Here is a 23,502-nt window from a genome sequence, read left to right as displayed (position 1 = left end):
GGCAAAGGCGCCGGAGCCGATCTCGGCTTCGGCGCCTTCATCAAACAGCGCAGCTATGGTATATAAGTCTTCGATAACCGCCCGTCACTCTGAATCAAATGACATGTCGCCCGAACCGACCTCAAAACGATACGTAGCAGACTTATCGCCGTTATCGAATTCAAGATTCAAAATGGTCTCGCCGTCGTAGCCAAGCGGAAGGAAATCGCTCTCGAAGTCGCCGCTGCCCAAGGTAAGGCTCGCCTTAAAGCCCGTCGAGTTCGGAACCATCATCTCCACATCGCCCGAGCCCACACTCACGTCCATCGACTTCGCGGGGGCCTGGTAGAGCTCGAATGTCACATCGCCCGAACCGACCTCAGCGCTGAGCGCATCAGTCACGCTGCCCGTAAACTCCACATCTCCCGCACCCAGGAAAAGGTCGAAACCATCACAGGTGACACCGGCAATCTGCAGATCACCCGAGCCCACGTGCGCGTTGACTCCCTTCAGATGTTCGGCAACACGGCGCGGCAGCTCAACCGTAACCGAGCGATCGATTGCCTTACCGTCATCACTTCCAAACTGGAAAACCTTGAGCGTCGAGTCCTCGACGGATGCGATGTTTTGCGTCGCGACCTTGGAGGCATCCATACCCTTGGCAACGCGCCCCCGCTCGATAACACGAGCCTTGTTGCCATCAACAACCTTGACGTCCACCGAAGCCGCATTGATATCGAAATCGAGGTAGCGGAACTCATCGGCATCAAAAGTCATGCTCGAAAGTTGCTGAGGCCGAGCGGAATAGCTGCCGTCGTCCAAGAGATCGTCATCGTCAAACATATCGTCAAAATCAGACAAATGGCCAGATAGAATACCGGTCGTACGTACCATATCGGAATGAGCCAATAGCCGCGAAGTGCCAAAGACAAGTCCGATGATGAGCGCAAACGCTCCTATGCCAATGCCCAAGCGTACCTTGGATTCATGCGAAAGCTTCATCATTCACCACCCTCTTTGGCAATCGGCTCAGCGGTAGTCGCGGTAGCCACGTCAGTATCAACCGGAGCGGAAACATTCTGAGCCCTAGCGACCGCCGGTACCGGGCCAACCTGAATATCCCCACGCGCCCAATCACCATCGAGCGCACGTGCCACCCAGTGATAGATGGGAATCGTAAAGAAGATCAGTGCGGCAAAGGGGCCGGCACCAAACAGGAACATCAGCAAAAAGAACAGTAGCCAGCACACGGCCCAATACGGGAACGACTGGAACGGGCCCTTCACCGGAGTCGAGCCAACCGCGGTGCCACTCGTCGCCTGCGCCGTAGCGGCATTAGCGGCCTGTGCACTCCAGCTTGCCGCTTGCGCCGCCTTGGCGGCGGCGTCACTCGCCTGTGTTGCCGCCTCGGTAGCTCGTGCCGCCGCCTCATGGGTGCGTGCGCGCTCTGCCGCCTCGGCCTCGCGCTGACGAGCGCGGTCCTCGTTCTCAAACTCGATATCGTCCTCGATCTCGTCGCTCGGATTGAGCAGCTCGTCCAGGCTCACACCATAGAGTTTGGCGAGCGAGATCAGGTTCTCGGTATCGGGCGAGCTCTCCGCGCGCTCCCATTTACTGACCGCCTGGCGCGACAGTCCCAGCTTTCGTGCCAGCCCTTCTTGACTAAAGCCTTTGCTGCGGCGAAGGTCGGCGAGCCGCTGCGCAGTTTCTACATTCATGGTTCCTCCTATGTGATGCCAGCCGTACCGCCGGACCGCTTTTGTTCTTAAGGCGCCTTGCACAGTTAAAAATCTATCCGCCACCGCCAAAAGCATGCCACCTATTCTAGTGAGATTTTTGACAACCGGCGGTTGCGGGCGCATATGAGCTGCGGAAATGTGTCCAAACAAAGCAATGACCCGTAGCTTGGTTGTCCCCGTTGCGGCGTTAACGGTAGTATGGTCGTACTGTTTATTCCGCACCGCCAACGGAGGGAGTTCCGCGCCGTGAACCGCGATTTCGCCTCATCGCTCATCCAGCTCAACAACACGTTCTATCGCGAGCACTCCGCTTCCTTTTCCGATACGCGCCAGGCCCCGTGGCCCGGCTGGGTACGCACCATGGATATCGCGCTCGAACAGCTCGACGTCGCCACGATCGAGCATCCCGTCCGCGTCTTCGATCTTGCCTGTGGCAATATGCGATTCGAGAACTTTGCCGCCGGCGGCGCACTTGCCGCCAAGGGCGTCGATGGCGCAAACCCCTCGGCAGATGCCAGCTGCCCGTTTGAGTTCTATGGTGTCGACTCGTGCCAAGACCTGGCCATCGATGCACATGGCCACGCGCTGCGCATTCCCAACCTGCACTTCCAGGAACTCGACGTGCTCGACGCCCTTATGAAGCTCAACCCCGCCGAGACGCCCGACGTGCTTTTCGACGCCCCGCTCGCCGACATCTCGGTCTGCTTTGGCTTTATGCACCATGTGCCGTCGTGCGAGTACCGTGTACGCGTGCTCGACGCCCTGGTGCGCCAGACGCGCCCGGGCGGCATCATCGCCATCAGCTTTTGGGAGTTTATGAACGACGAGCGCATGGCGCGCAAGGCTGTTCGCGCCGAAGCCCGCGCCGAGCTCACCCCGCCGTTTGAGGGTTACGATTCCGCACAGTTTGAAGCCGGCGACCACCTCATCGGCTGGCAAAACGACCGCCACGCCTACCGCTATTGCCATCACTTTGACGATCAGCAGATCACCGACCTGGTGCGCGGCGTCCGTACGTTCTACAAGAGCGGCGAGGTCCCCGTGCGCGAGCTTGAGCGCTTCCATGCCGACGGTCGTAGCGGCGAGCTCAACCGCTATGTGATTCTCAAGCGCCTGTAGGCACCGACGACTCGCCGCCGAGCCGCACCACATCTTTCGGGCAATCTATGCCCGCCCTTTTCAACCCATTGACGGAACGCGCGGCCATGCGTTTCGCATTTATGACCAAGGAGCCTCATGGGAGCCGTCCACGTTCGCACGCCTAAGAACTTTGTGCTCGAGGAGCGCCTGGAGCGCTACGCCGATGCGATCGAGACGAACCCCGAGGCTTATGCCGGAGATTGGCGCGAGGCTTGTGCGCCAGCTGGCAGCAAGCCCTTCGAACACCTTCACCTGGATCTTGGCTGTGGCAAGGGAACGTACCTTGTAGAGCGCGCGGGCCACGAGCCAAACACCCTCTTTATCGGCATGGACCAGGAGCCCATCTGCATTGCCTATGCCGCGCAGAAAATCTGCGAGCAGGAGCTATCCAACGCACTCGTCCTGCCCCGAGGCGCCGCATCGCTGCCACAGCTATTTGCCGCAGGCGAGCTCGATGCCATCACCATCAACTTTCCCACGCCGCAGCCCAAGGCCAAGTACGCCAAAAAACGACTCGTCCATGTCGACCATTTGATGCTCTACCGCCCGCTCTTTGCAGCCAACGCCACCGTCACGCTGCGCACCGACAGCAAACCATTGCGCGATTACGCCCTGGGACAGTTTGCCGCGGCCGGCTACGACACGCTTTGGGTAAGTGACGACGTACGCCGCGACCATCCCGAGCATCCCGAGACCGAGTACGAGCGCCGCACGCGCGAGATGGGTGCCGCCGTCTATGGCATTCGCGCCACACCTGGAGCGCAGCCCAGCGATGAACAGCTCGCGGCGGGCCGCGCGCAGGAGCAAAGCCTTGCCTGCTACCTGCCCGAAAACCTCGATGCGCTCACCTATGTACCTCTGGGCATGGAAGAGGCCGTCGAGAACTTTAGAAACCGCGCCCGCAAAGGCAAGAAGCGCCTGCCGCAGGAGTCCTAGGGGCTTCTGATGGTCGCGGCGTCGGCAAACAAGTGAAAATAGGCGTCAGCGAACGACCCTCAAACCTAAGTGAGTAGACTTTTTTGCAATAGCCAAGCACAACCCGCATAACGAAAACTAAAACCGCAGGTAGAGCTCTTGCGCAAAAGCCATGTGCTCGCGATATTGCAAAAAGTCTACTCACTTAGCTGGCAACTGCACCAAACGGCTGGGCAGAACGCCCATTTCCTGCATTTTCTCGCGCGCTGGCACCCCGCGCCGCTGCTACGCCATAATAGTTGGCGGACAAACGGCGAGAGAAAGCAACCACATGGCACAGACCACGACAGATACTTCCGCCAGCACCGTTTCTGGCGCCGGCGCCGCCAGCTCGTTCTCGGGCGGCACGGGAACCGAAGCCGAATTCGGCTCGCTCGGCGCGCTCTCCCCCACCTGGTGGGAGCCCGAGGATGGTAGCGAGCCCGAACCATGGCTCACGCCCGATCAGGCCTTCGAACGCTTCTTTGAATGGACAAGCGACCGCGGTATTGAGCTGTGGGACCACCAGGAAGAGGCCCTCATGGATCTAGCCGCCGGTGACCATGTCATTTTGGGAACACCGACCGGATCGGGCAAGTCGCTTGTCGCGCTAGGCATGCTCTTTATGGGCATGGCACAGGGCAAGCGCTGTTATTACACGGCCCCCATCAAGGCTCTGGTCAGCGAAAAGTTTTTCGACCTTGTGCAGGTGCTCGGCCGCGATAACGTCGGCATGATCACCGGCGACACGCATATCAACACCAAGGCGCCCGTCATCTGCTGCACGGCAGAAATCCTTGCCAACGATGCACTGCGCGAGGGCGAGGGCGCCGACGTGGGCTGCGTCGCCATGGACGAGTTCCACTATTTTGCCGACCCCGACCGCGGCTGGGCCTGGCAGGTGCCACTGCTCACCCTGCCTCACACGCAATTCATGCTCATGAGCGCCACGCTCGGCGATGTCACTGCCATCGCCGCCTCACTCGAGGAACACACCGGCGCTACCTGCGACTTGGTCGTCGATGCCCCACGCCCCGTGCCGCTGAGCTACGACTACGTGACGACCTCCCTCGAGGGCACCGTCGAGCTCGCGATGCGCGGCGGAGAGGCCCCGCTCTATATCGTGCACTTTAGCCAGGATGCCGCCCTTGCGACGGCACAGTCGCTCGCCAACTTTGGCATTGCCAGCAAGGAGCAGCGCGAGGCCATCAAGGAGGCGGCCAAGGGCACGAGCTTCTCGACGGCCTTCGGCAAGATCCTCAAGCGTTTGCTTGGCTGCGGCGTCGGCGTGCACCACGCCGGTATGCTGCCGCGTTATCGTCTGCTGGTCGAGCGTTTGGCGCAGCAGGGCCTGCTGCCCGTCATCTGCGGCACCGATACGCTCGGCGTCGGCATCAACGTACCCATCCACACCGTGGTGCTCACCGCGCTCACCAAGTTCGATGGCTACAAGATGCGTCGTCTGCGCGCCCGCGAGTTCCACCAGATCGCTGGTCGCGCCGGCCGCTCGGGCTTTGATACCGAGGGCATGGTGATTGCCGAGGCACCCGAGCACGAGATCGAGAACGCCAAGCTCATGGCCAAGGCGGGCGACGACCCCAAGAAGCTCCGCAAGATTAAAAAGAAGAAGGCCCCCGAGGGCTTTGTCACCTGGAACAAGCAGACCTTTGAGCGCCTGATCGAGACGCAGCCCGAGACGCTCAAGCCGCGCCTTCGCATCACGCACTCCATGGTGATTAGCGTGGTCGAGCAGGGCGGCGATGCCCGAGTCCGCGTACACGACCTCATCGAGACGAGCCTGCAGACCCCCGAGGAAAAGACCAAGCTCGAGGTTCGCGCCGACGAAATCTTCGCCACGCTCATCGATTCCGGCGTCGTCGTTCGCACCGAGGTGCCGCCCGCGCCCGACGCCCCGACTGACGCCGCGCCAGACATCGACTATGCACTGACGGTCGACCTGCCCGAGGACTTTGCGCTCGACCAGCCGCTCTCGCCGTTTTTGCTTGCCGCGCTGGAGCTGCTCGACCCCGAGAGTGAGACCTATACCATGGATCTGATCTCAATGGTCGAGGCTACGCTCGAGGATCCCAAGCAGGTGCTGCGCGCGCAGGAGCGCGCCGCGCGCGACCGCGCTATGGCCGAGATGAAAGCCGACGGCGTCGAATATGAGGAACGCTTGGAGCGCATCCAGGATGTCACCTACGAAAAGCCGCTCGAGGATTTGCTCGATGCCGCCTTCGACAAGTACTGCCAGGAAGTACCTTGGGCCAACGACTACCAGCTCTCGCCCAAGAGCGTCCTGCGCGACATGTTGGAGAGCGCGAGCGACTTTAAGGGCTATATCCAAAAGCTCGGCATCGCCCGCTCCGAGGGCATTCTGCTGCGCTACCTAGCCGAGGCCTACCGCTCCCTCGATCGCACCGTGCCCATTGAGAAGCGCGATGAGCGCTTGCGCGACATCATTTCGTGGCTCGGCTTTGTGGTGCACTCGGTCGACTCGAGCCTGGTGGACGAGTGGGAGAACGCCGGCAACCCGGCGGCCCTCGACGCCGCGCCGCCGCAGGGCATCGACGAGGTCGTTGCGGACCGTCGCGGCTGCACGCTGCTGGTGCGCAACGCACTCTTCCGCCGCGTGACCCTTGCCGCCCGCGAGCACGTTCGCGACCTGGGCGAACTCGACGAGGACTGGGGCATGAGCGAGGTCCGCTGGCAAAAGGCGCTCGATGCCTACCATGAGCAGCACGAGGAAATCCTCACCGACGGAGATGCCCGCAGCGCCGCGATGTTTACCATCGACGGGAGCGACGAGAAGACCGATCACGTGTGGCACGTGCACCAGATTTTTGCCGACGAGGATGGCGACCACGACTTTGGCATCATGGGCGATGTCGACCTGGATGCCACGCAAGACGGCGGCGAGGTCATCTTCAAAAACTACCGCGTCGGCTTTATCGAGGACCTGCTCGAGGACTAGCCGTACATACTGGAACGAAGCGGGGCCGTTGGCAATATCGCCAGCGGCCCCGCTTTTGCACTATACGCTATCCCCTACTCGGCATCCTCGACCTCATACGAATCCGCCTCGGCGGGCTCATCGTTTGCCCCTGTCGCAGCCCCGCGCGCCTCGTCAAACGCCGCCTTCATGGTCTTGTTGCCCCAGGTGAGCTTGCGAATGGTAAGATCGTCGGCCTTCTTGTTGGCTAGACGTAAATTGTTCTCGGAGGACAGCAATGCCTCCTTGGTTTTCTGCAGATGGCTAATCGTCTTGTCAATCTCCTCGATCGCCGTCTGGAACTTACGGCTCGCAAGCTCATAGTTGCGGCCGAAGTCGTTCTTGAACTTCTCCATCTTGGCCTCGAAGTTCGTGACGTCGATGTTCTGTTGCTTGTACTCCGCCAGCTCCTGCTTATAGCGCAGCGAACCCATGGCGGCGTTGCGCAGCAGCGTGATCATGGGAATGAAGAACTGCGGGCGGATCACGTACATCTTCTCATAGCGGTAACTCACGTCGACTATCCCTGCGTTATAGAGCTCGCTTTCGGGCTCGAGCAGTGTGCAGAGCACCGCGTACTCACGGCCTTTCTGGCGACGATCGTGATCGAGTTTCTTAAAGAAGTCCTCGTTTTTGTGCTTGGTCGCGGTCTCGTCGTTCTCGTTTTTCATCTCGAACATAATCGAAATGACCTCGTTACCGCTTGCGTCGCACTCGCGGAAGATAAAGTCGCCCTTGGTGCCCTCGGACGCATCGTTATCCTTCTCGAAGTACGCGTTAGGAAACGCCGTCATGCGCAGACGGTTAAACTCGGTCTCGCAGTGCTGCTCGAGCGACTCGCCCACCATCTTGGTGGACAGGCGGACCTTCATGTCCTTAAGGCGCTCAATCTCTTCGTCCTTGTAGCGAATCAGGTCATCGCTCGCGCGCTTGGCCTGCGCAAGCTCGAGCTCGTGTGCCGCCTTGACCTGTTCCTCGCGAGAATCGCGCACCGCCAGCTCGCTCGTCAGTTTGGCACGCGCCTCATCGCGCTCTCGCTCCGCCGCGGCGACCGCCTCTGACAGGTTCATTTTTGCCATCAGTTCCTGCTCGCGCAGCTTGGCACGCAGGCCCTCGGCCTCTTGCTCGGACTGAGCCTTTGCGGCGGAAAACTTCTCTTGCACCTTCGCGCGATAGTCAGCAAACGCGCGCTCGGCCTCGCTGCGAGCGGCATCGAGCTCACGCTGCGACTCTGACGCGGCAGCGGCAAGCGCCATCTCCTGGGCCTTGTCCGCCGCGGCAAGCCTGGCCTGCAGCTCGGCAATCTGAGCGTCGCGTGCAGCTAAATCGTTTTGAGCAGCGTTGCGCGCCGCCGACTCGGCAAGCTTTGCTTCGTCATCTTTGCGCCCAAGCTGCGCACGCAGGCTATCAATCTCACGCTGGAGTTCGGCATTCTCTTTTTGAGCATTGGCTCGTGCCTCAACCGCCGCGCGCTGGCTTGCACTCTCGCGCTCTGCGGCAGCGCCCTCGAGCTTAGCGCGCAGCTCGGCAAGCTCAGCATCGCGCTTGGCAACCTCTTGCGCCAGTTTCTGATCCGCAGTGTTCTTCTGCTCGACAAGCTGAGCGTCGCGTTGAGACTCCGCCTCCTGCAGGGCAGACGCCGAACGCGAACGCTCAAGCTCCAGCGCCTGCTCGCCCTCGCGTCGAGCCGCCGCTACGCGCTCATCAAGATCGCGCGAGAACTCGGCATCGCGCACTTGCTTGACGATATCCGCATAGCCGGACGCATCGACCTTAAAAACTTCGCCGCAATGCGGGCACTTGATCTCGTTCATAGCAGCTCCTCGATGGACGCAAATTTCAACCGCCTACACTCTACCGCGCCACGCGGACAAAAAAGGCGCCGCCGCCATAATGGCAACGGCGCCAGAACCACCACAAAGGTGCCTGTCCCCTTTGTGGTGGTTCGAGAATTACAGTCCAAAGAAGCCCAGGATTTGATCGCGGCTTACGGGTCTGTAGTCGTTGGCATCAAGGCCAACGTCATAGCGCAGGATCGGGCGCTCGCGATCGCGGTTGCGTGCGTTGGTGCGGTCACCCCTGCTGTGGATATGCCCATGCAGCATAATGGCGCCACGTGCCTTGCCGTTCCAGCTGAGCATGGGGTAGTGGCTCATAACCAGACGATGGCCCTTGGCATAGCCGGGAGCAATCTCCAGGTAATCGCGCACGTCTTCCCAAATTTGCGGGGCGTCGGAATCTTCCCAGTCGCCGTCATGGTTACCGCGGATGAGCGTCGCATTCTTGCATTCGATACGCTCGCGCAGGCGCACCGCCTCCGCCATGGGCAAGCGATACGTAAAGTCTCCCAGGATATAGAGGCGGTCGTCCGCAGCCACGCACTCATTGATGGCATCGATGACCTTGCGGTTCATCTCCTCGACCGAATCAAACGGTCGATCCATGTCGTGCAAGATATTCGTATCGCCCAGGTGCAGGTCGGCGGTAAACCACATCATCGTCTATGCCCTCATTTCGCAATGCATCCAACTCGTGCTAAGTATACAGACACAGCGATGCGGCGGTTAGCCAAAGAGCCCGCCGAACAGTCCGCGGCGGCGCTTGTCTTGCTTTTTCGAAGCGTCACCCTGGGCGTTCTTGCCCTGCCGCTTCTTACGATCCCGCTCCAACTCATCGTCATCGAGTAGCGTATCCCACTCAAACGGATCGTCTGTCAGATCGAACAGGTCATCGTCATCAAACATGGCAGTCTCCCATACCGATTAGCGAGCATCCACCACATAGAGCCCAACGCGCACCTGATGCCACAGGCTGCGCTCGGGGGCAACCTGTTGCACGCGGGCCTCAAATACGTCCTCGTGGCCGTAATACATCATCAAGGACAGTGGGCCAACCTCGTTTCCCGGAACGTAGCCAAGTTTGGTCTTGCCATAGTAGATCGCAACTGCCTCGGGGTCATGGGGATTATCGCGCTCGGCACACAGCGTCAGTTTATCGCCCGCTTTAAGATCGCCCAAGACCAAGGCGCCATCGGTATACTGAAATCCTGCAATGTGAAATGACAGAAGAACACGCGAAGGCTCGTACATAGCAGCTCCTCTAACGGCCGGATAAACCGGTGTGTAACCTTATTGAGAAGTCTACGGTCCCGTGCGGACACAAATACATCCTGTCTGCGTCCTTCAATCGTTTGCCTCAACGCTTGCGCGACAGAACGCTTGCAGATAAGATAGGAACACGGATGGCACCCGTTGCCGCGGGTCTTGCCAACTCCGATACACGTTTTCATCGTGAGAAGTGGCCGTCTTCGCTTACGCGGGGGCGGCTATTTCATTCGGCCGATAAACAGACCGAGTTCGATAGCCGCAATCAACAACGCCAATAACGAAATAACATCGCTTACGTTCATACCAAATCCCTTCTAAAGGGAGTTGGCCCATCCGTGCTCCATAACAGTAGTCTAACGCAAAATGCAGGTAATAGGAACACTTGTTCGTATTACCTGCGCCCTTTTCTAATGCACAAACATGCGCACGAACTTGTGCTTCCAGCTTGCGTAAGGAGCATAGCGGAATGGCACGTCCAGCCACGTTGCCTTGTTCACGATGCTCTTCTTGTGGCTAAACGTATCGAAGCTCTCGCGTCCATGGTACTGCCCCATACCGCTCGCACCCATGCCACCAAAGCCCATATGGCTCGTAGCCAAGTGCATAATCGTGTCGTTGACGCAGCCGCCGCCAAAGGGCACGTAACGCACAAAGCGCTGCTGAACTGCGCGATCCTGGCTAAAGATATACAGAGCCAGCGGCGTCGGACGATCCGTAATAAACGTCTCGGCCTCGTCTAGGCTCTCAAACGTCAGCACCGGCAAGATGGGGCCGAAAATCTCCTCCTGCATCACGGCGTCATCGGGGGTCACGCCGTCCAAAATCGTCGGCTCAATCTTGAGCGATGACTCGCGCGCCGTGCCTCCAAGCACAACCTTATCGGGATCGATCAGCCCACGCACGCGCGCAAAATGCTTGGCGTTGACGATATGCCCATAATCCTCGTTATCGAGCGGATGCTCGCCAAACATACGGCGGGCCTCTTCCCTGATGAGGTCCAGCAGCTCGTCGTGCACGCGCGCATCGACCAGCAGGTAGTCGGGCGCCACGCAGGTCTGCCCCACGTTGAGCCATTTACCAAAGGCGATACGCCGCGCCGCAACCTTCAAGTTTGCCGTCGCATCCACGATGCAGGGGCTCTTTCCGCCCAGCTCAAGCGTCACGGGCGTAAGGTTTTTACTTGCGCGCTCCATGACGAGTTTGCCGACCGGAACGCTACCGGTAAAGAAGATCTTGTCCCAGCACTCATCGAGCAGCGCTTCGTTTTCGGCGCGCCCGCCCTCGACAACCGTCACCAGGCACGGATCAAATGCCTCTTCACAGATTTGCTTGAGCACCGCGCTCGATGCCGGAGCATAGGCACTCGGCTTGATGACCACGGTATTGCCCGCGGCAAGGGCGCCGGCGAGCGGCTCGAGTGTTAGCAAAAACGGGTAGTTCCACGGAGCCATGATGAGTGTGACACCATAGGGCACGGCTTGCGTTTTGCACACGCTCACGGCGTTAGCGAGATCGCACGGACGCAGGCGCGGACGACTCCATCGAGCCACGTGAGCGATCTGATGTCGAATCTCGGAAAGCGACGTACCAATCTCGCACATATAGGCCTCGTCATGCGACTTCCCCAAATCGGTCTTGAGCGCATGGGCGATATCGGCCTCGTGGGCCCGCACCGCATCGCGTAAACTCACGAGCGCGCGACGTCGAGCATCGACATCAAACGTGGCGTGCGTCTTAAAGTAGGCGCGCTGATCGCCGACGATGCGCGCAATTTCCTCGGTGTTCATGGACCCTCCTAATTCTCGTCCTCAAACATACCACCTGCAACGACTTCGTACATATGCTCGAGCTCCAAGCGGTCCATTAGAAGCGGAACGGGGTATAGCGGATTGGCCTCGGCATCGGCATGCGCCGCCATCTCGGGAATGTCAGAGTGGCGAATGCCCAAAACATATTTGGGGATTCCCAGGGCCTCGTTCATGCGGTCGACCCAATCGATAAAGGCCTCGGCCGCAAGACTATCCTGCGCGGTAGCCGGCGCAATGCCCGCCATGTGAGCAAGATCGGCAAGCTTGGGGGCGGCGGCGTCACCATAAGCGCGAAGCATGTGCGGCAGGATGATCGCGTTGGCCAAACCGTGCGGAATTCCGTATCGGCCGCCCAAACTGTGCGCGATGGCATGCACATATCCGACATAGGAGCGGGTAAACGCAACGCCCGCCTTATACGCCGCCAAAAGCATATTGCGACGAGCGCACATGTCGTCACCATGCTCATAGGCCTCGAGCAAATTGTCGTGGATAAGCTGCACCGCCTGTCGCGCCATCTTGCGCGTATAGGGCGTGGTGCTTCGCCCGATAAAGGCCTCAACGGCATGCGTCAGGGCGTCCATGCCCGTCTGCCCCGTAATGGAAGCGGGCAAGCCGCACGTAAACTCGGGGTCGTGGACTGCAAAACGCGGGATGAGCACAAAGTCGTTAATGGGGTATTTGTAGTGCGTCCCGTCATCGGTAATTACCGCCGCAAGCGTGGCTTCGCTTCCCGTACCGGCGGTAGTGGGAACGGCGATGAGCAGCGGCAGGCGACGATGAATCCGCAGCAGGCCGCGCATCTTGTTGATTGGCTTGTTTGGCTGCGCAATGCGTGCGCCCACGCCCTTGGCACAGTCCATGGCCGAGCCACCGCCAAAGCCGATAATGGCCCGGCAGCCGCTCTCTCGATACAGGGACGCCGCTTCTTCCACGTTTGAAACCGTGGGGTTTGCACGCGTTTCGGCATAGACCGTAACGCCAATCCCCCTGGATGCGAGCGCCGTCTCGAGCGGTGCCGTGAGCCCCAGACGGGCAATGCCGGGATCCGTCACGATAAGGACCTTCTGGATCGAGCGCTTTTGAAGCACCGCGGGCACATCCTCGGCATGCTCTAAAATGCGCGGCTCGGTATAGGGCAGGATCGGCAATGCAATGCGAAAAACCGTCTGATATGTTCGGCACCAGGCACGACGGGCTAGATGCATAAAGGAAACTCCTTCATTTGTTGATAGGTCAACATTTGCTCGACCGATTGTACTCAGCGGCGGTCAAAGACGGCCTGCCAATCGTTAATCAATCAACATCTTCATATCTCAAAATTGTTTTATTAAAAATCATTCCTAATAGGCTTCACATTTGGTTGCATTTATGGATAATAGGACTCGTCAAGACGCACGTCCGGAGAGGGCCCTTACGGGACCGGACGAGCGCACAATCGCCATCGATCGAAAGGATCGAATCATGAAGTTTGTTTGCCCCGTTTGCGGTTATGTGGAAGAGTTCGACGGCGACCAGCTGCCCGAGGACTTCAAGTGCCCCCAGTGCGGCGTTCCCGGTTCTCGCTTCCTGAAGCAGGAGGAGGGTCAGCTCGAGTGGGCTGCCGAGCACGTCGTGGGCGTCGCCAAGATGGAGGGCGTCTCCGAGGACATCGTTGCCGACCTGCGCGCCAACTTTGAGGGCGAGTGCTCCGAGGTCGGTATGTACCTGGCCATGGCTCGCGTCGCTCATCGCGAGGGCTATCCCGAGATCGGCCTGTACTGGGAGAAGGCTGCCCACGAGGAGGCCGAGCATGCCGCCAAGTTCGCCGAGCTCCTGGGCGAGGTCGTGACCGACTCCACCAAGAAGAACCTCGAGATGCGCGTTGAGGCCGAGAACGGCGCCACCGCCGGCAAGACCGATCTTGCCAAGCGTGCCAAGGCCGCCGGCCTCGATGCCATCCACGACACCGTGCACGAGATGGCTCGCGACGAAGCTCGCCACGGCAAGGCTTTCGCCGGCCTGCTCAAGCGCTACTTCGGCTAAGCCAAACGCCTGAGAGATAATCTTTAGGTCGATAAGGCCCGGACCGCATGGTTCGGGCTTTTTTTGTGTCTCGAGAACTCGCAAACGCCCTGAAATAGGACCGCCTTCGACATCGGTTTCTCGTCAAAAACCAAGTGAGTAGACTTTTTGGAACTTGCCGAGCACGCCGTCCAAAATGCTTTATAAAGCCGCAGGTAAATGACTTGTTGCAAAACGGCCTGGTCGCCATCAAGCCAAAAGTCTACTCACTTAGTTCCCCAACCGTCCACGATCGAGTTGTTTTGTGTCTAACGGGCGTCTTTCCGTCAATTACTCCCAATTTTGTCCAGTCAACGAATAGTTCAGACCGGAGTAATGCCTCAGCCCTTTGCTCATCCGAGCTTTTATCGCGATATTCAGCATCGAGCATCCTGCATACGGCCTTAACGATCGCGCGGAATCTATCCTCATCGGATATCTGTCTGTGTGTCAGGAGAAGTACATCATAGCCCATGGCCTGAAGGGCCGTCATGCGGTCAGCGTCACGCAAGCCATCCCCTGCGCGTCCGTGCGAGGCCTTTCCCTGACATTCAATGGCCACCTGTCGCCTGCCGTCCGGCGAAGACAGAAGTAGATCGATATACACACGGGACTTTCCCACAATCGCTCGAGCACTTGTGCTTAACGTCACTTCGACATTGAGCTCTATGCCGCAAAAACCTTCGCCTCCCAGGGCTCGCGGCAGTCCAAGCAACAAATACGCCTCGACCTCAAAAGGCGACGCGGCACCCAATGGAACGAGTTGCGATACCGCCATAAATCTATTGCCGTAACGCATCCCGCAAACATCTGAACAAAAACGGTCAAGGTCTCCGCCCAAAACCAAAGCGTCTCGACGCCATAAATTTGAGGCGGTGCCGTCCTCGGACGGGCAGCGCACCCAACCGACCGTTGTCGAAATCGCGCCCGAATCAATTGCACGCGAAAGCTCCGCCTCAAGTGCCGCCGGCAGGGCACACACCGCAAACAAGCCACACATCTCCGCCAATACCAAAAGAAGCTGAAGATCCGTCAGATGCCGCGACATGATGAATGTCGTCAGTAGAGGAGACGTAACCAAAAACCCATGCTCCGTTTCCAGCACGGATTCCCTGGGGAGCTCACCAAGAAACAGCCGCTGCCTAATGCTGGCAGGACAAGTCCGTTTGTTTCTCGTCCGAACCAATGTATACAACGGAAAACCGAGCGCGACCGCAGCCGTCGGGTTGCGGGCGAGATCATATCGCTGCCGGTCTTCTTCCGGTCGTGGAAGCGGCGGACACAAAGCGCGGACTTGAGGAGGCAAACGCCAGTACCTAAAAGCCGATATGTCACAAAGTAGATCCTTCATAGGCACAGGAAAACACAAATTTCAACCCAGTCAGTCACACATTGGCGCGAACGCGCCAAAAATGGTGCCGAACGGACTGCCAAGTTTTCAACAGCCCTCCCCAACTGGCCAAAAGCTTGCCGAGAGCTGGACGAAGTTCTGTTGAAACCCCATTTTTTCTCATGCAGAAGCTTTGCGCGACAAGTGAGTAGACTTTTTTGAACATCCCGAGCAGCCCGGTCATCCTGCTTTTCACAACCGCAGGTAGATAGCTTGTTACAAAACCGCCTGGTCGCCAAAGTTCCAAAAGCCTACTCACTTAGGTTGCAGAGTGCTCCCGTTAGCTGCGATTCCAAGGTATTTAGCGCTTTTGGACTCAAATCGTCATACTGAACAAGAATTTGACTTAAGTTTTCAAGGACAGATGCGCCATCGGCACACCAATAACAGTCACTGATATCGACAAAAGGGATACTCGAGCGCGTGAGGGCCCGCACAAAAGAGCTTCCGCCCGCTCCACGCTCCGCAACCACGATACAGTAAAGGCCCGCGTCTGCATGCTCGATCGAGACCTCTCCTGCCGGAAATACCTTCCGCACAAGCGCCATCAGGCCATCACGCGCCTCGCGAGCACGAACGCGCACGCGGTTCACATGTCGCTCGTAATCACCCGATTCCAGCAAACGCGCCAAAGCGACCTGATCAACAGAGCTCACCGACGAGGCGTAGAAACCAAGGTTGCGCCTAAACCGCTCCATTAACTCATCGGGCAACACCATGTACGCCAAACGCAACGCCGATGAAAGGCTCTTCGAAAACGTGTTGGTGTAGATAACCGACTGGGCGGCATCGATCGACGCGAGCGCGGGAATCGGCTTCCCGGCAAGGCGAAACTCACAATCAAAGTCATCTTCGATGAGATACCGACCTGGTCGCTCGGCGGCCCAGCTCAGAAGCGCATAGCGCCGCGCAATGCTCGTCACAAGGCCGGTCGGATACTGATGGGACGGCATCAGATGAAGTACATCGGTCCCGGTTTTCTGCAGAGCGCTCAAGTCCACGCCCTCATCATCCAACGGGATATGTCGAACTTTGCAGCCCATAGCCTGATAGATGCGCGTCAGACGTAAATAGCCCGGGTCCTCAACGGCATACACCTTGTCAGCGCCAAGCAACTGAACCAACATGGTATCGAGCAGCTGGGCGCCCGCGCCGATAACAATGTTATTGGGATCGACATTCATGCCCCTTGTCCCACGCAGGTGGTGAGCAATTGCGCGTCGCAGCCGAGCGGTGCCCTGCGCCGGTGCGGGCGAAAAGATTTCGCGCTCATCTTCGGATGCCAGCGTCGCCCGTAGTGCGCTTTGCCAAAGCCGCGCCGCCTCCAAAGAGGAAGGAGAAAGTGCATCGAATAGCTCGACCTGTCCGTTGACATCATGCGCGCTGGGACCCGCAGAGGCGGCATCTCGGTCGATGCCCTCCGCAGCCGAAGCCAAAACCGGTGCATCCGGAAGCTCGCAAGCGTAGTAGCCACGACGCGGCATTGAGCAAATATAGCCCTCGGCAAGTAACTGGCTATATGCATTCTCGATGGTAATGACACTGATTCCCAGATGACTGGCAAAGGCGCGCTTAGACGGAAGATGCTCCCCCGCCGCAATACGTCCAGCAACAATATCATCTCGAATTTTCTGGTAAACATACTCATAAAGCGATGCTTCGCCGCGTTTTTCCAAATTGTAGTCAAGCATGAGCCTATCACCTGACCTTATTAAGCCATTCAATCTGGTATTAGTCTGACCTTGTTATTATCTTGAAAACTGAGTATTTCGCCATACCCAGCTCCCCGATAGGATGTTCCGTCAAGCAATGCACATGCCAACCAAGGGAGCAACCATGGCAGAACAGACCAGCAAGGCCGATCGCGTCAAACTCAATCGCGAACTCGCGCAGATGCTCAAGGGCGGCGTCATCATGGACGTCACCACGCCCGAGCAGGCACGCATCGCCGAGGAGGCAGGCGCCTGCGCCGTCATGGCACTCGAGCGCATCCCGGCCGACATCCGTGCCGCAGGCGGTGTCTCGCGCATGAGCGACCCCAAGATGATCAAGGGCATCCAAGAGGCCGTCTCCATCCCCGTTATGGCCAAGTGCCGCATCGGCCACATTGTCGAGGCGCAGGTCCTTCAGGCCATCGAGATCGATTACATCGACGAGTCCGAGGTTCTCTCCCCTGCTGATGACGTCTATCACATCGACAAGACCCAGTTTGACGTGCCGTTTGTCTGCGGCGCCCGCGATCTGGGCGAGGCGCTGCGCCGTGTTGCCGAAGGCGCCACGATGATTCGCACCAAGGGTGAGCCGGGTACGGGCGACGTCGTTCAGGCCGTGCGTCACATGCGCAAGATCCAAAAGCAGATCCGCGACGTAGTTGCCCTGCGCGACGACGAGCTCTTTGAGGCAGCCAAGCAACTGCAGGTTCCGGTCGAGCTGGTGCGCGAGGTCCATGCCACGGGTAAGCTTCCCGTCGTGAACTTTGCCGCCGGCGGCGTAGCGACCCCCGCCGACGCCGCGCTGATGATGCAGCTGGGCGCCGAAGGCGTCTTTGTCGGCTCGGGCATCTTTAAGAGCGGCGACCCCGCCAAGCGCGCAGCCGCCATCGTCAAGGCCGTGGCAAACTTCACCGATGCTAAGCTCATCGCCGAGCTTTCGGAGGACCTGGGCGAGGCCATGGTGGGCATCAACGCCGACGAAATCGAGATCATCATGGAGGAACGCGGGCGCTAGTCCAGCAGAAAGGATCGCACATGAGCGATTATGCAGACCAGACGGTCGCCGTGCTGGCGGTCCAAGGTGCTTTTGCCGAGCACGAGGCAAGACTGTCCGAGCTGGGCGCACGTTGTATTGAGCTGAGGCAGGCGGCTGATTTGAAGCAGGACTTTGACCGTCTGGTACTTCCCGGCGGCGAGTCTACCGTTCAAGGGAAGCTACTTGATGAGCTGGGCATGCTCGAGGAGCTTCGCACCCACATTGTTGAAGGCATGCCCGTCCTTGGCACCTGCGCCGGCTTGATTCTATTGGCGCGCGATCTTGCCGCACACGACGATAAGGGAACGCCGCGCCTAGCAACCATGAACGTACTCGTTGAGCGCAACGCTTATGGCAGACAGCTCGGCAGTTTTCGCACCAAGGGCCAGGTGTCCGGCATCGACGGTGAAGTGCCATTAACATTTATCCGTGCACCCCGCATCGTCGAGGTCCACGGCGACGCCAAGGCCTTAGCGAAAGTCGACGGCCGTATCGTCGCCGCCCGTCAGGGCAACCAGCTCGGCGTAACCTTCCACCCCGAACTCGACGAAGACACCCGCCTCCACGAACTGTTCCTACAAATGTAGGTATCGAAATCAACAAACGAAACGAGAGTGGACAATCTCCAGCCTTGAGCATGAATATGGGCTCAAACCGGGAGATTATCCACTCTCATGCTATGTAGTCGTTGGGGACGTTCTTAAACGACTGGTCAAACAAGAACGTCCCCAACGACTATCTTTTAGCAGATCTGGATCATGGCAATGCCGATGCTTTGGCAACGACAGCGAGCGCCTCCCAGAGCGAACAAGTTGGCATGAAAAAGGCAGGGCATAGACCTTCTGGTCATGCCCTGCCTTTTGAATGACAAATTGTCGCTCTGGGAGACGCGCAGCGTCAACTAGTTACGCGGTTCGTAGAACCGCGTAACCCCTAGAAGCGGTTGCCGCGGAAGCCGCCGCCGTTGCGGCCGCCACGATCGCCGCCGCGACCGCCGCGGTCGTTACCGCGGTTGCCGCCGAAGCCGCCACGGTTGCCACCGCGATCGCCATAGCCACCACGGTTGCCACCAAAGCCGCCGCGACCGCCACGGTCGCCGCCACGGTCACCAAAGCCGCCACGGCCGCCACGATCGCCACCGCGACCGCCGCGGTCGCCGCCACGGCCACCGCGTTCGCCAAAGCCGCCGCGACCGCCGCGGTCGCCGCCACGGCCACCGCGATCGTCACGACCGCCGCGAGGACCGCGGTCCTCGTCCAGGCCCATGGCGACGAGCGGAGCGATGACCTTATCGAGAGCGGCCATCAGCTCGGTGGCCTCCTCGTAAGAAAGCTCAGGCAGGAGCTTCTCCTTCTTGTTGGCAAGCTCGACCAGGCCCTCAGCGGCATCCTCGGCAGCGAAGACAACGATCTTGCGCATATCGCCCTCGGCGTCGTCGATGCGGCCAACCAGATCGGCAGCCTCGGCCTCGGCCATCAGGCCATCGAGCTCACGAAGGCGCATGCCCAACAGGTCGGACATTTCCTTCTGCTCCATCTTGGGCTTGAGGTCAAGGAGCTTGATGGCGCGCTCGATGTTCGCCATGCGCTCGGCCTTGGCCTCCTCCTCTTTAGAAATAGCAAAGCGACGGCTACGCAGCAGGCGGGCGGCCTTCTGCATCTTGTCCATCAGCTCTTCGTCATCGTAATCAGCGGCGGCCTCGACAACCTCGGCCTCCTCCTCGGCGGAAACCTCGTCAGCAGCCTCAACCTCGGCAGCTTCGGTCTCCACGGTCTCGACTGCCTCGACCTCGGCAGCCATGGTCTCGTTCTCGGTCTCGTTCATAATCTCTTCGTTCTCGGACATGAGACTCCTTCTTGGCCCTCTCGGGCATCATCGCCCCATTCGCGGGGCCCGTCGCGCACTCTTTGCGCTTTAAACATTCATGCCTCTCGGCAAAACGTCCATTAGTTTATGGTGTCGCCATCCAATCTAGCTGCAGAATCTATGTGCACACATTAATGCGACATGTGCGACTCGCGGCGAGCGTACACAACCGATACCACAAATCCGACCAAGGCAATTACAGCCGCCACACGCACGGCTGTCGCAAATCCAATCGCCTGGGCAACGTCGGTCGCAACGCCAGCGGCGCCGGCAGTCGCCGCAGAACTCGAAAGCAGACCGATAAACAGCGACGGGCCAAACGATGCGGCAATCATGTTCCACGTGTTGAGCAATGCTGTTCCGTGAGGATGCTCGGCGGCAGGCAGCGTCTCCAAGCCGGCCGTCTGCGAGGGGCTTAGCACCAAACCGACTCCGGCATACACCACAACGGTCAGCGCCACGACGACGCCGATGTCCATGCTTGCCGCCGTCATCGAGATGGCAGTCTGTCCCACGGCAATCAGGGCAAAGCCAATCGGTAGCAGCGGCCATGCGCCACGGGCGTCCATCACTCGTCCGCCCACAATCGAGGTCACGGCGTTGCAGGCAATCGCTGGCAAAATGAGCAAGCCCGCAACAAGTGCTGTCATTCCGTATGCGCCCTCAAAATAGAGCGGCAACAAAACGCTCATCGAAAACGTCGTCATCATCGACACCACCACAAGCAGACACGCAGGCCAAAAACGAACGCTCGCCATGGGACGCACGTTAAGCACCGGATGCTCGAGCTTGAGCTGGCGGGCCGCAAACAGGCCGAGCAGCACCATGGCGGCGAAGAGCGTCACGATGCCAGCAATCAGATTGGTCGAGAACTCGCCTACGGAATACACAAATGCCGTAATGCCGGCGGCGAGTAAAACAACCGACAGAATATCGAGCGTGGTGTTCGAGCGCTCTCCGACATTCTGAACATGCTTTACGCCCGCCGCAGCGACCGCAATGCCGCCCACCAGCGGCACTACGAACACCGCCCTCCAGCCAAACAACGTGCACATAAGACCGCTGATCACGGGTCCAAACGCCGGCCCTAGCGTAATGCAGGCACCGCCCAGGCTCAGATACAGACCGAGCTTCTCGCGCGGGGCGCAAGACAGCACCACGTTCATCATGAGCGGGAACAAGATGCCCGATCCCGCAGCCTGCAAAATACGGCTTGGCAGCAAAACGCTAAACGACGGAGCGACCAGGCACAGGACTTCACCGGCGACCATGCATCCGCATGCAAAAAACAGCAGCTTGCGCGTCGAGAAACGGCCGGACAGAAAGGCCATGATGGCCGTAAAGATCGACGTCACGATCATGTAGCCCGAAACGAGCCACTGCGCCGTGGTGGCACTCACCGAAAAGGCCGCCATAATGTCGTGCAACGCCACATTAATGATGTTCTCGTTAAACGCGGCAACAAAGGCCGCAACATACATTACGACGAGAATCGCCGAGGTCGTCGACGGTGATTGAGTTTGCTTTTGGGATTTGGTCCCCATGAAATTCCTTCCTCTTAGAACGACAATCGCATCGCCCCAGAGGAACGGTCCAGGGCGAAAATGAGCCCTAGACTTACGCCAAACGCCGCACACGACGAATCTGGCAACATGGTCCAACGTCGAAAGATTGTAACACGGACGCGTAGCTTTCCTTCCGCGCTATTATTAAAAGTCCACGATAGCATAAGACATGAGGAGCCCGCCATGATTAAGCCCATCATGAAATCCGAGTTCTTTTTGCGCCTGCCTTCCGAAGACGCAGGGCCCGACGACGCCGTGACCGGGCAAGACCTCCTAGATACGCTCCACGAGCATGAGCACGAGTGCGTGGGGCTCGCCGCCAACATGATCGGCGTGCGCAAACGCATCATCTGCGTAAAGGACGGCAACATGGCGCTGCTCATGTACAACCCTCAAATTCTTGAGCACGTCAATGCCTATCAGACGAGCGAAGGATGCCTCTCGCTGATCGGCGAGCGTCCCTGTACCCGCTATCGCCGCATTAAGGTTGAGTATTTGGACGAGAACTTCGTCCACCGCATCAAAAATTTCTCGGGCTACACCGCCGAAATCATCCAACACGAAATCGACCACTGTTGCGGAATCGTTATTTAGACAGCCAACAAAAATAACCAGCTTTGCTCCGTTAAATGCGGATCGTGATAACGATGCCGGTTGAGCACACGACAGACACTATGACCCAATCCAAGGGCACGGAAACGACAGGAGCCCCCGCTCGTGACCGCGGGTCGGGGCTGCGACAATGTTGTTGAAGTGCCAGAGGCGCAGCCGCGCCGCAACGAGGTTGGGAGGCTCCCGTGCCTAGATATTCTACCGCCTTCGGAATGGACGTACACCTCAGGTCCACCACCGTCTGCGCGCTCGACGCGGAGACGGGCGAGGCAGTGACGAGGAGGTTCCGCGGCAACCCGTGGGGCGAGGTCGCGGAGTGGATGTCGGGCTTCCCCGGCCCGTCTCTCGCCGCCTACGAGAGCGGCTACCTCGGCTTCGCCCCGCAGAGGGAGCTCTCCGGGCTCGGCGTCGACTGCGTCGTCGCGGCCGTCTCCAAGGTCCCGAGGTCGGCGGCCGACCTCTCGTCCAAGAACGACCGCAACGACGCGGCCAGGATGGCCAAGGCGATACTGTCGCACGATATCTCCCCGGTATGGGTGCCGTCCCCCGAGATCGAGGGGCTCAGGGACCTCGCCGGGGCCCACGACGCGGCGACCGCGAGGCTCGCGGCGGCGAAGCAGCGGCTCCTGGCGTTCCTCGCCCGCCGCGGCTACGCCTACGGCGGCACGACGCCGGCCGGCAACCCCCGGAAGTACTGGACGTACGGCTTCCTCAGGTGGCTCGACGGCATACACCCCGCCGACGACGGCGGCATCCGGGCGCTTGCGGCGCTGAGGAGCGAGGTCGAGGCGGCCTCCGAGACGCGCGACGATCTCCTCGCCGAGTACAGGGCCGCCGTCGCGGCGGGCCCCCTCTCGGCGGAGGTCGAGGCGCTCCAGTCGATCAAGGGGTGCGGGTTCGCGCTCGCCGCCGCCTTCGCGTCCGAGGTCGGCGACTTCTCGAGGTTCCGCTCCGGCAGGCAGGTGACGTCCTACTTCGGCCTCGCCCCGAAGCAGAGGTCGAGCGCGGACTCCGTGCGCCTCGGCGGGATCAGCGGGGCCGGCAACGCGCTCGTCAGGAAGCTGGCGGTCGAGGGGTCCTGGTGCTACGCCCAGGCCGGCCACCAGCCGAAGCTGATGCCCAAGGGCAGCGGCGTCCCGCTCGAGGTAAGGATGCACGGGAGGAAGGGTTCCGAGCGCCTGCTCCGGCGCCGCGAGGAGATGCTCGCCAGGGGCATGCCCCAGGCGAAGGCGAACGCCGCCACCGCCGCCGAGCTCGTGAGGTGGCTGTGGGCCCTCGGCGCGATGTGCCGGGAGGCAACCGAATAGACATAGCCCCCGTCCCGGCGAGCCGGGCAGCCTTCGGGGATACCCCCGCTTTCGCTGGGCGCGCGGCGGCGGCCGCATGCGCGTAGTCAGACTTGGGGAGCCCCGCCGAAGGAGAGGATTGCGGGCCGCCGGAGCGGTATCCGCGGATATGAGACTGAGCCGAAGGCGTCGACGACATGCCGGGGGCGGACCGGGACGGGTTCAACGGCAGGCCCCGCCGACCGATTGCAAGCGGTCGGCGGGGCCATTGTG

The 23,502-nt window shown here is 59.7% G+C and carries 20 protein-coding genes; 8 read left to right on the top strand and 12 right to left on the bottom strand.

What is annotated here, in order from left to right:
* Positions 1-84: 84 nt before the first annotated feature.
* Positions 85-981: a DUF4097 family beta strand repeat-containing protein gene (locus ABG996_RS01920; protein WP_196032181.1), complete on the bottom strand. Its 897-nt coding sequence runs from the start codon at positions 979-981 to the stop codon at positions 85-87.
* Positions 981-1,697, bottom strand: a complete 717-nt coding sequence (locus ABG996_RS01915) for a helix-turn-helix domain-containing protein (protein WP_347478235.1) — start codon at positions 1,695-1,697, stop codon at positions 981-983. The genes ABG996_RS01920 and ABG996_RS01915 overlap by 1 nt, the downstream gene beginning before the upstream one ends.
* A 267-nt stretch (positions 1,698-1,964) precedes the next feature.
* Here ABG996_RS01915 and ABG996_RS01910 point away from each other — a divergent pair, with 267 nt between their 5' ends.
* The 3 genes from ABG996_RS01910 (at position 1,965) to ABG996_RS01900 (ending at position 6,786) form a co-directional block, all read left to right on the top strand.
* On the top strand, positions 1,965-2,837 hold the full coding sequence (locus tag ABG996_RS01910; RefSeq protein ID WP_022094355.1) for a class I SAM-dependent methyltransferase: 873 nt from the start codon (positions 1,965-1,967) through the stop codon (positions 2,835-2,837).
* 117 nt (positions 2,838-2,954) lie between these two features.
* Complete coding sequence (gene trmB, locus ABG996_RS01905; protein WP_347478234.1) at positions 2,955-3,794, top strand: tRNA (guanine(46)-N(7))-methyltransferase TrmB; 840 nt, start codon at positions 2,955-2,957, stop codon at positions 3,792-3,794.
* A 310-nt stretch (positions 3,795-4,104) separates the two neighbouring features.
* Positions 4,105-6,786 carry a DEAD/DEAH box helicase gene (locus tag ABG996_RS01900; protein ID WP_347478233.1) on the top strand — a complete coding sequence of 894 codons (2,682 nt, stop codon included), beginning with the start codon at positions 4,105-4,107 and terminating at the stop codon, positions 6,784-6,786.
* Between the two features lie 74 nt (positions 6,787-6,860).
* Here ABG996_RS01900 and ABG996_RS01895 read toward each other — a convergent pair whose 3' ends face one another.
* The 6 genes from ABG996_RS01895 to ABG996_RS01870 all read right to left on the bottom strand — a co-directional run bounded on the left by ABG996_RS01895 (position 6,861) and on the right by ABG996_RS01870 (position 12,927).
* Positions 6,861-8,618 carry a DUF2130 domain-containing protein gene (locus tag ABG996_RS01895; RefSeq protein WP_347500962.1) on the bottom strand — a complete coding sequence of 586 codons (1,758 nt, stop codon included), beginning with the start codon at positions 8,616-8,618 and terminating at the stop codon, positions 6,861-6,863.
* 138 nt (positions 8,619-8,756) lie between these two features.
* Positions 8,757-9,302, bottom strand: a complete 546-nt coding sequence (locus ABG996_RS01890; protein WP_138340675.1) for a metallophosphoesterase — start codon at positions 9,300-9,302, stop codon at positions 8,757-8,759.
* Between the two features lie 66 nt (positions 9,303-9,368).
* Positions 9,369-9,548, bottom strand: coding sequence for a hypothetical protein (locus ABG996_RS01885; RefSeq protein WP_161115329.1), 180 nt, complete (start codon positions 9,546-9,548; stop codon positions 9,369-9,371).
* Between the two features lie 18 nt (positions 9,549-9,566).
* On the bottom strand, positions 9,567-9,893 hold the full coding sequence (locus ABG996_RS01880) for an HIRAN domain-containing protein (protein ID WP_347478231.1): 327 nt from the start codon (positions 9,891-9,893) through the stop codon (positions 9,567-9,569).
* A gap of 425 nt (positions 9,894-10,318) precedes the next feature.
* Positions 10,319-11,698, bottom strand: coding sequence for an aldehyde dehydrogenase (locus ABG996_RS01875; RefSeq protein ID WP_196032168.1), 1,380 nt, complete (start codon positions 11,696-11,698; stop codon positions 10,319-10,321).
* 8 nt (positions 11,699-11,706) lie between these two features.
* The gene (locus ABG996_RS01870) at positions 11,707-12,927 is read right to left on the bottom strand and encodes an iron-containing alcohol dehydrogenase (protein ID WP_347478230.1); all 1,221 of its coding nucleotides are present in this window, start codon (positions 12,925-12,927) and stop codon (positions 11,707-11,709) included.
* Between the two features lie 256 nt (positions 12,928-13,183).
* Here ABG996_RS01870 and ABG996_RS01865 point away from each other — a divergent pair, with 256 nt between their 5' ends.
* Complete coding sequence (locus ABG996_RS01865; RefSeq protein WP_022094328.1) at positions 13,184-13,744, top strand: ferritin family protein; 561 nt, start codon at positions 13,184-13,186, stop codon at positions 13,742-13,744.
* Positions 13,745-13,985: 241 nt separating this feature from the next.
* On the opposite strand, the gene ABG996_RS01860 is transcribed toward ABG996_RS01865, so the two are convergent.
* Positions 13,986-14,867, bottom strand: a complete 882-nt coding sequence (locus ABG996_RS01860) for a hypothetical protein (RefSeq protein WP_196032164.1) — start codon at positions 14,865-14,867, stop codon at positions 13,986-13,988.
* A gap of 536 nt (positions 14,868-15,403) precedes the next feature.
* Positions 15,404-16,843, bottom strand: a complete 1,440-nt coding sequence (gene pdxR, locus ABG996_RS01855; protein ID WP_347478229.1) for a MocR-like pyridoxine biosynthesis transcription factor PdxR — start codon at positions 16,841-16,843, stop codon at positions 15,404-15,406.
* A 145-nt stretch (positions 16,844-16,988) separates the two neighbouring features.
* On the opposite strand from pdxR, the gene pdxS reads away from it, so the two are divergent.
* On the top strand, positions 16,989-17,879 hold the full coding sequence (pdxS, locus tag ABG996_RS01850) for a pyridoxal 5'-phosphate synthase lyase subunit PdxS (protein WP_022094325.1): 891 nt from the start codon (positions 16,989-16,991) through the stop codon (positions 17,877-17,879).
* A gap of 20 nt (positions 17,880-17,899) precedes the next feature.
* Positions 17,900-18,487: a pyridoxal 5'-phosphate synthase glutaminase subunit PdxT gene (gene pdxT, locus ABG996_RS01845; protein ID WP_347478228.1), complete on the top strand. Its 588-nt coding sequence runs from the start codon at positions 17,900-17,902 to the stop codon at positions 18,485-18,487.
* 346 nt (positions 18,488-18,833) lie between these two features.
* Here the strand turns inward: pdxT and ABG996_RS01840 are convergent, their stop codons facing one another.
* Together ABG996_RS01840 and ABG996_RS01835 are read right to left on the bottom strand one after the other, a co-directional pair.
* A complete protein-coding gene (locus ABG996_RS01840) occupies positions 18,834-19,745 on the bottom strand; it encodes a hypothetical protein (RefSeq protein WP_347478227.1) in 912 nt (303 codons plus the stop codon).
* A 152-nt stretch (positions 19,746-19,897) separates the two neighbouring features.
* Entirely contained in the window at positions 19,898-21,310 is a 1,413-nt protein-coding gene (locus ABG996_RS01835; protein ID WP_347478226.1) for an MFS transporter, read from the bottom strand.
* A gap of 204 nt (positions 21,311-21,514) precedes the next feature.
* Here ABG996_RS01835 and ABG996_RS01830 point away from each other — a divergent pair, with 204 nt between their 5' ends.
* Positions 21,515-21,925, top strand: coding sequence for a peptide deformylase (locus ABG996_RS01830; protein ID WP_347478225.1), 411 nt, complete (start codon positions 21,515-21,517; stop codon positions 21,923-21,925).
* Between the two features lie 203 nt (positions 21,926-22,128).
* Positions 22,129-23,250 (top strand): IS110 family RNA-guided transposase, encoded by a 1,122-nt coding sequence (locus tag ABG996_RS01825; RefSeq protein WP_347478224.1) that lies wholly within the window; start codon positions 22,129-22,131, stop codon positions 23,248-23,250.
* Positions 23,251-23,502 lie beyond the last annotated feature (252 nt).

This window comes from Collinsella aerofaciens (assembly GCF_039836695.1).
Classification (GTDB): domain Bacteria; phylum Actinomycetota; class Coriobacteriia; order Coriobacteriales; family Coriobacteriaceae; genus Collinsella; species Collinsella aerofaciens_BD.
Note: the sequence above shows the minus strand (reverse complement) of the source record. Positions and strands in the feature narration are given on the sequence as shown.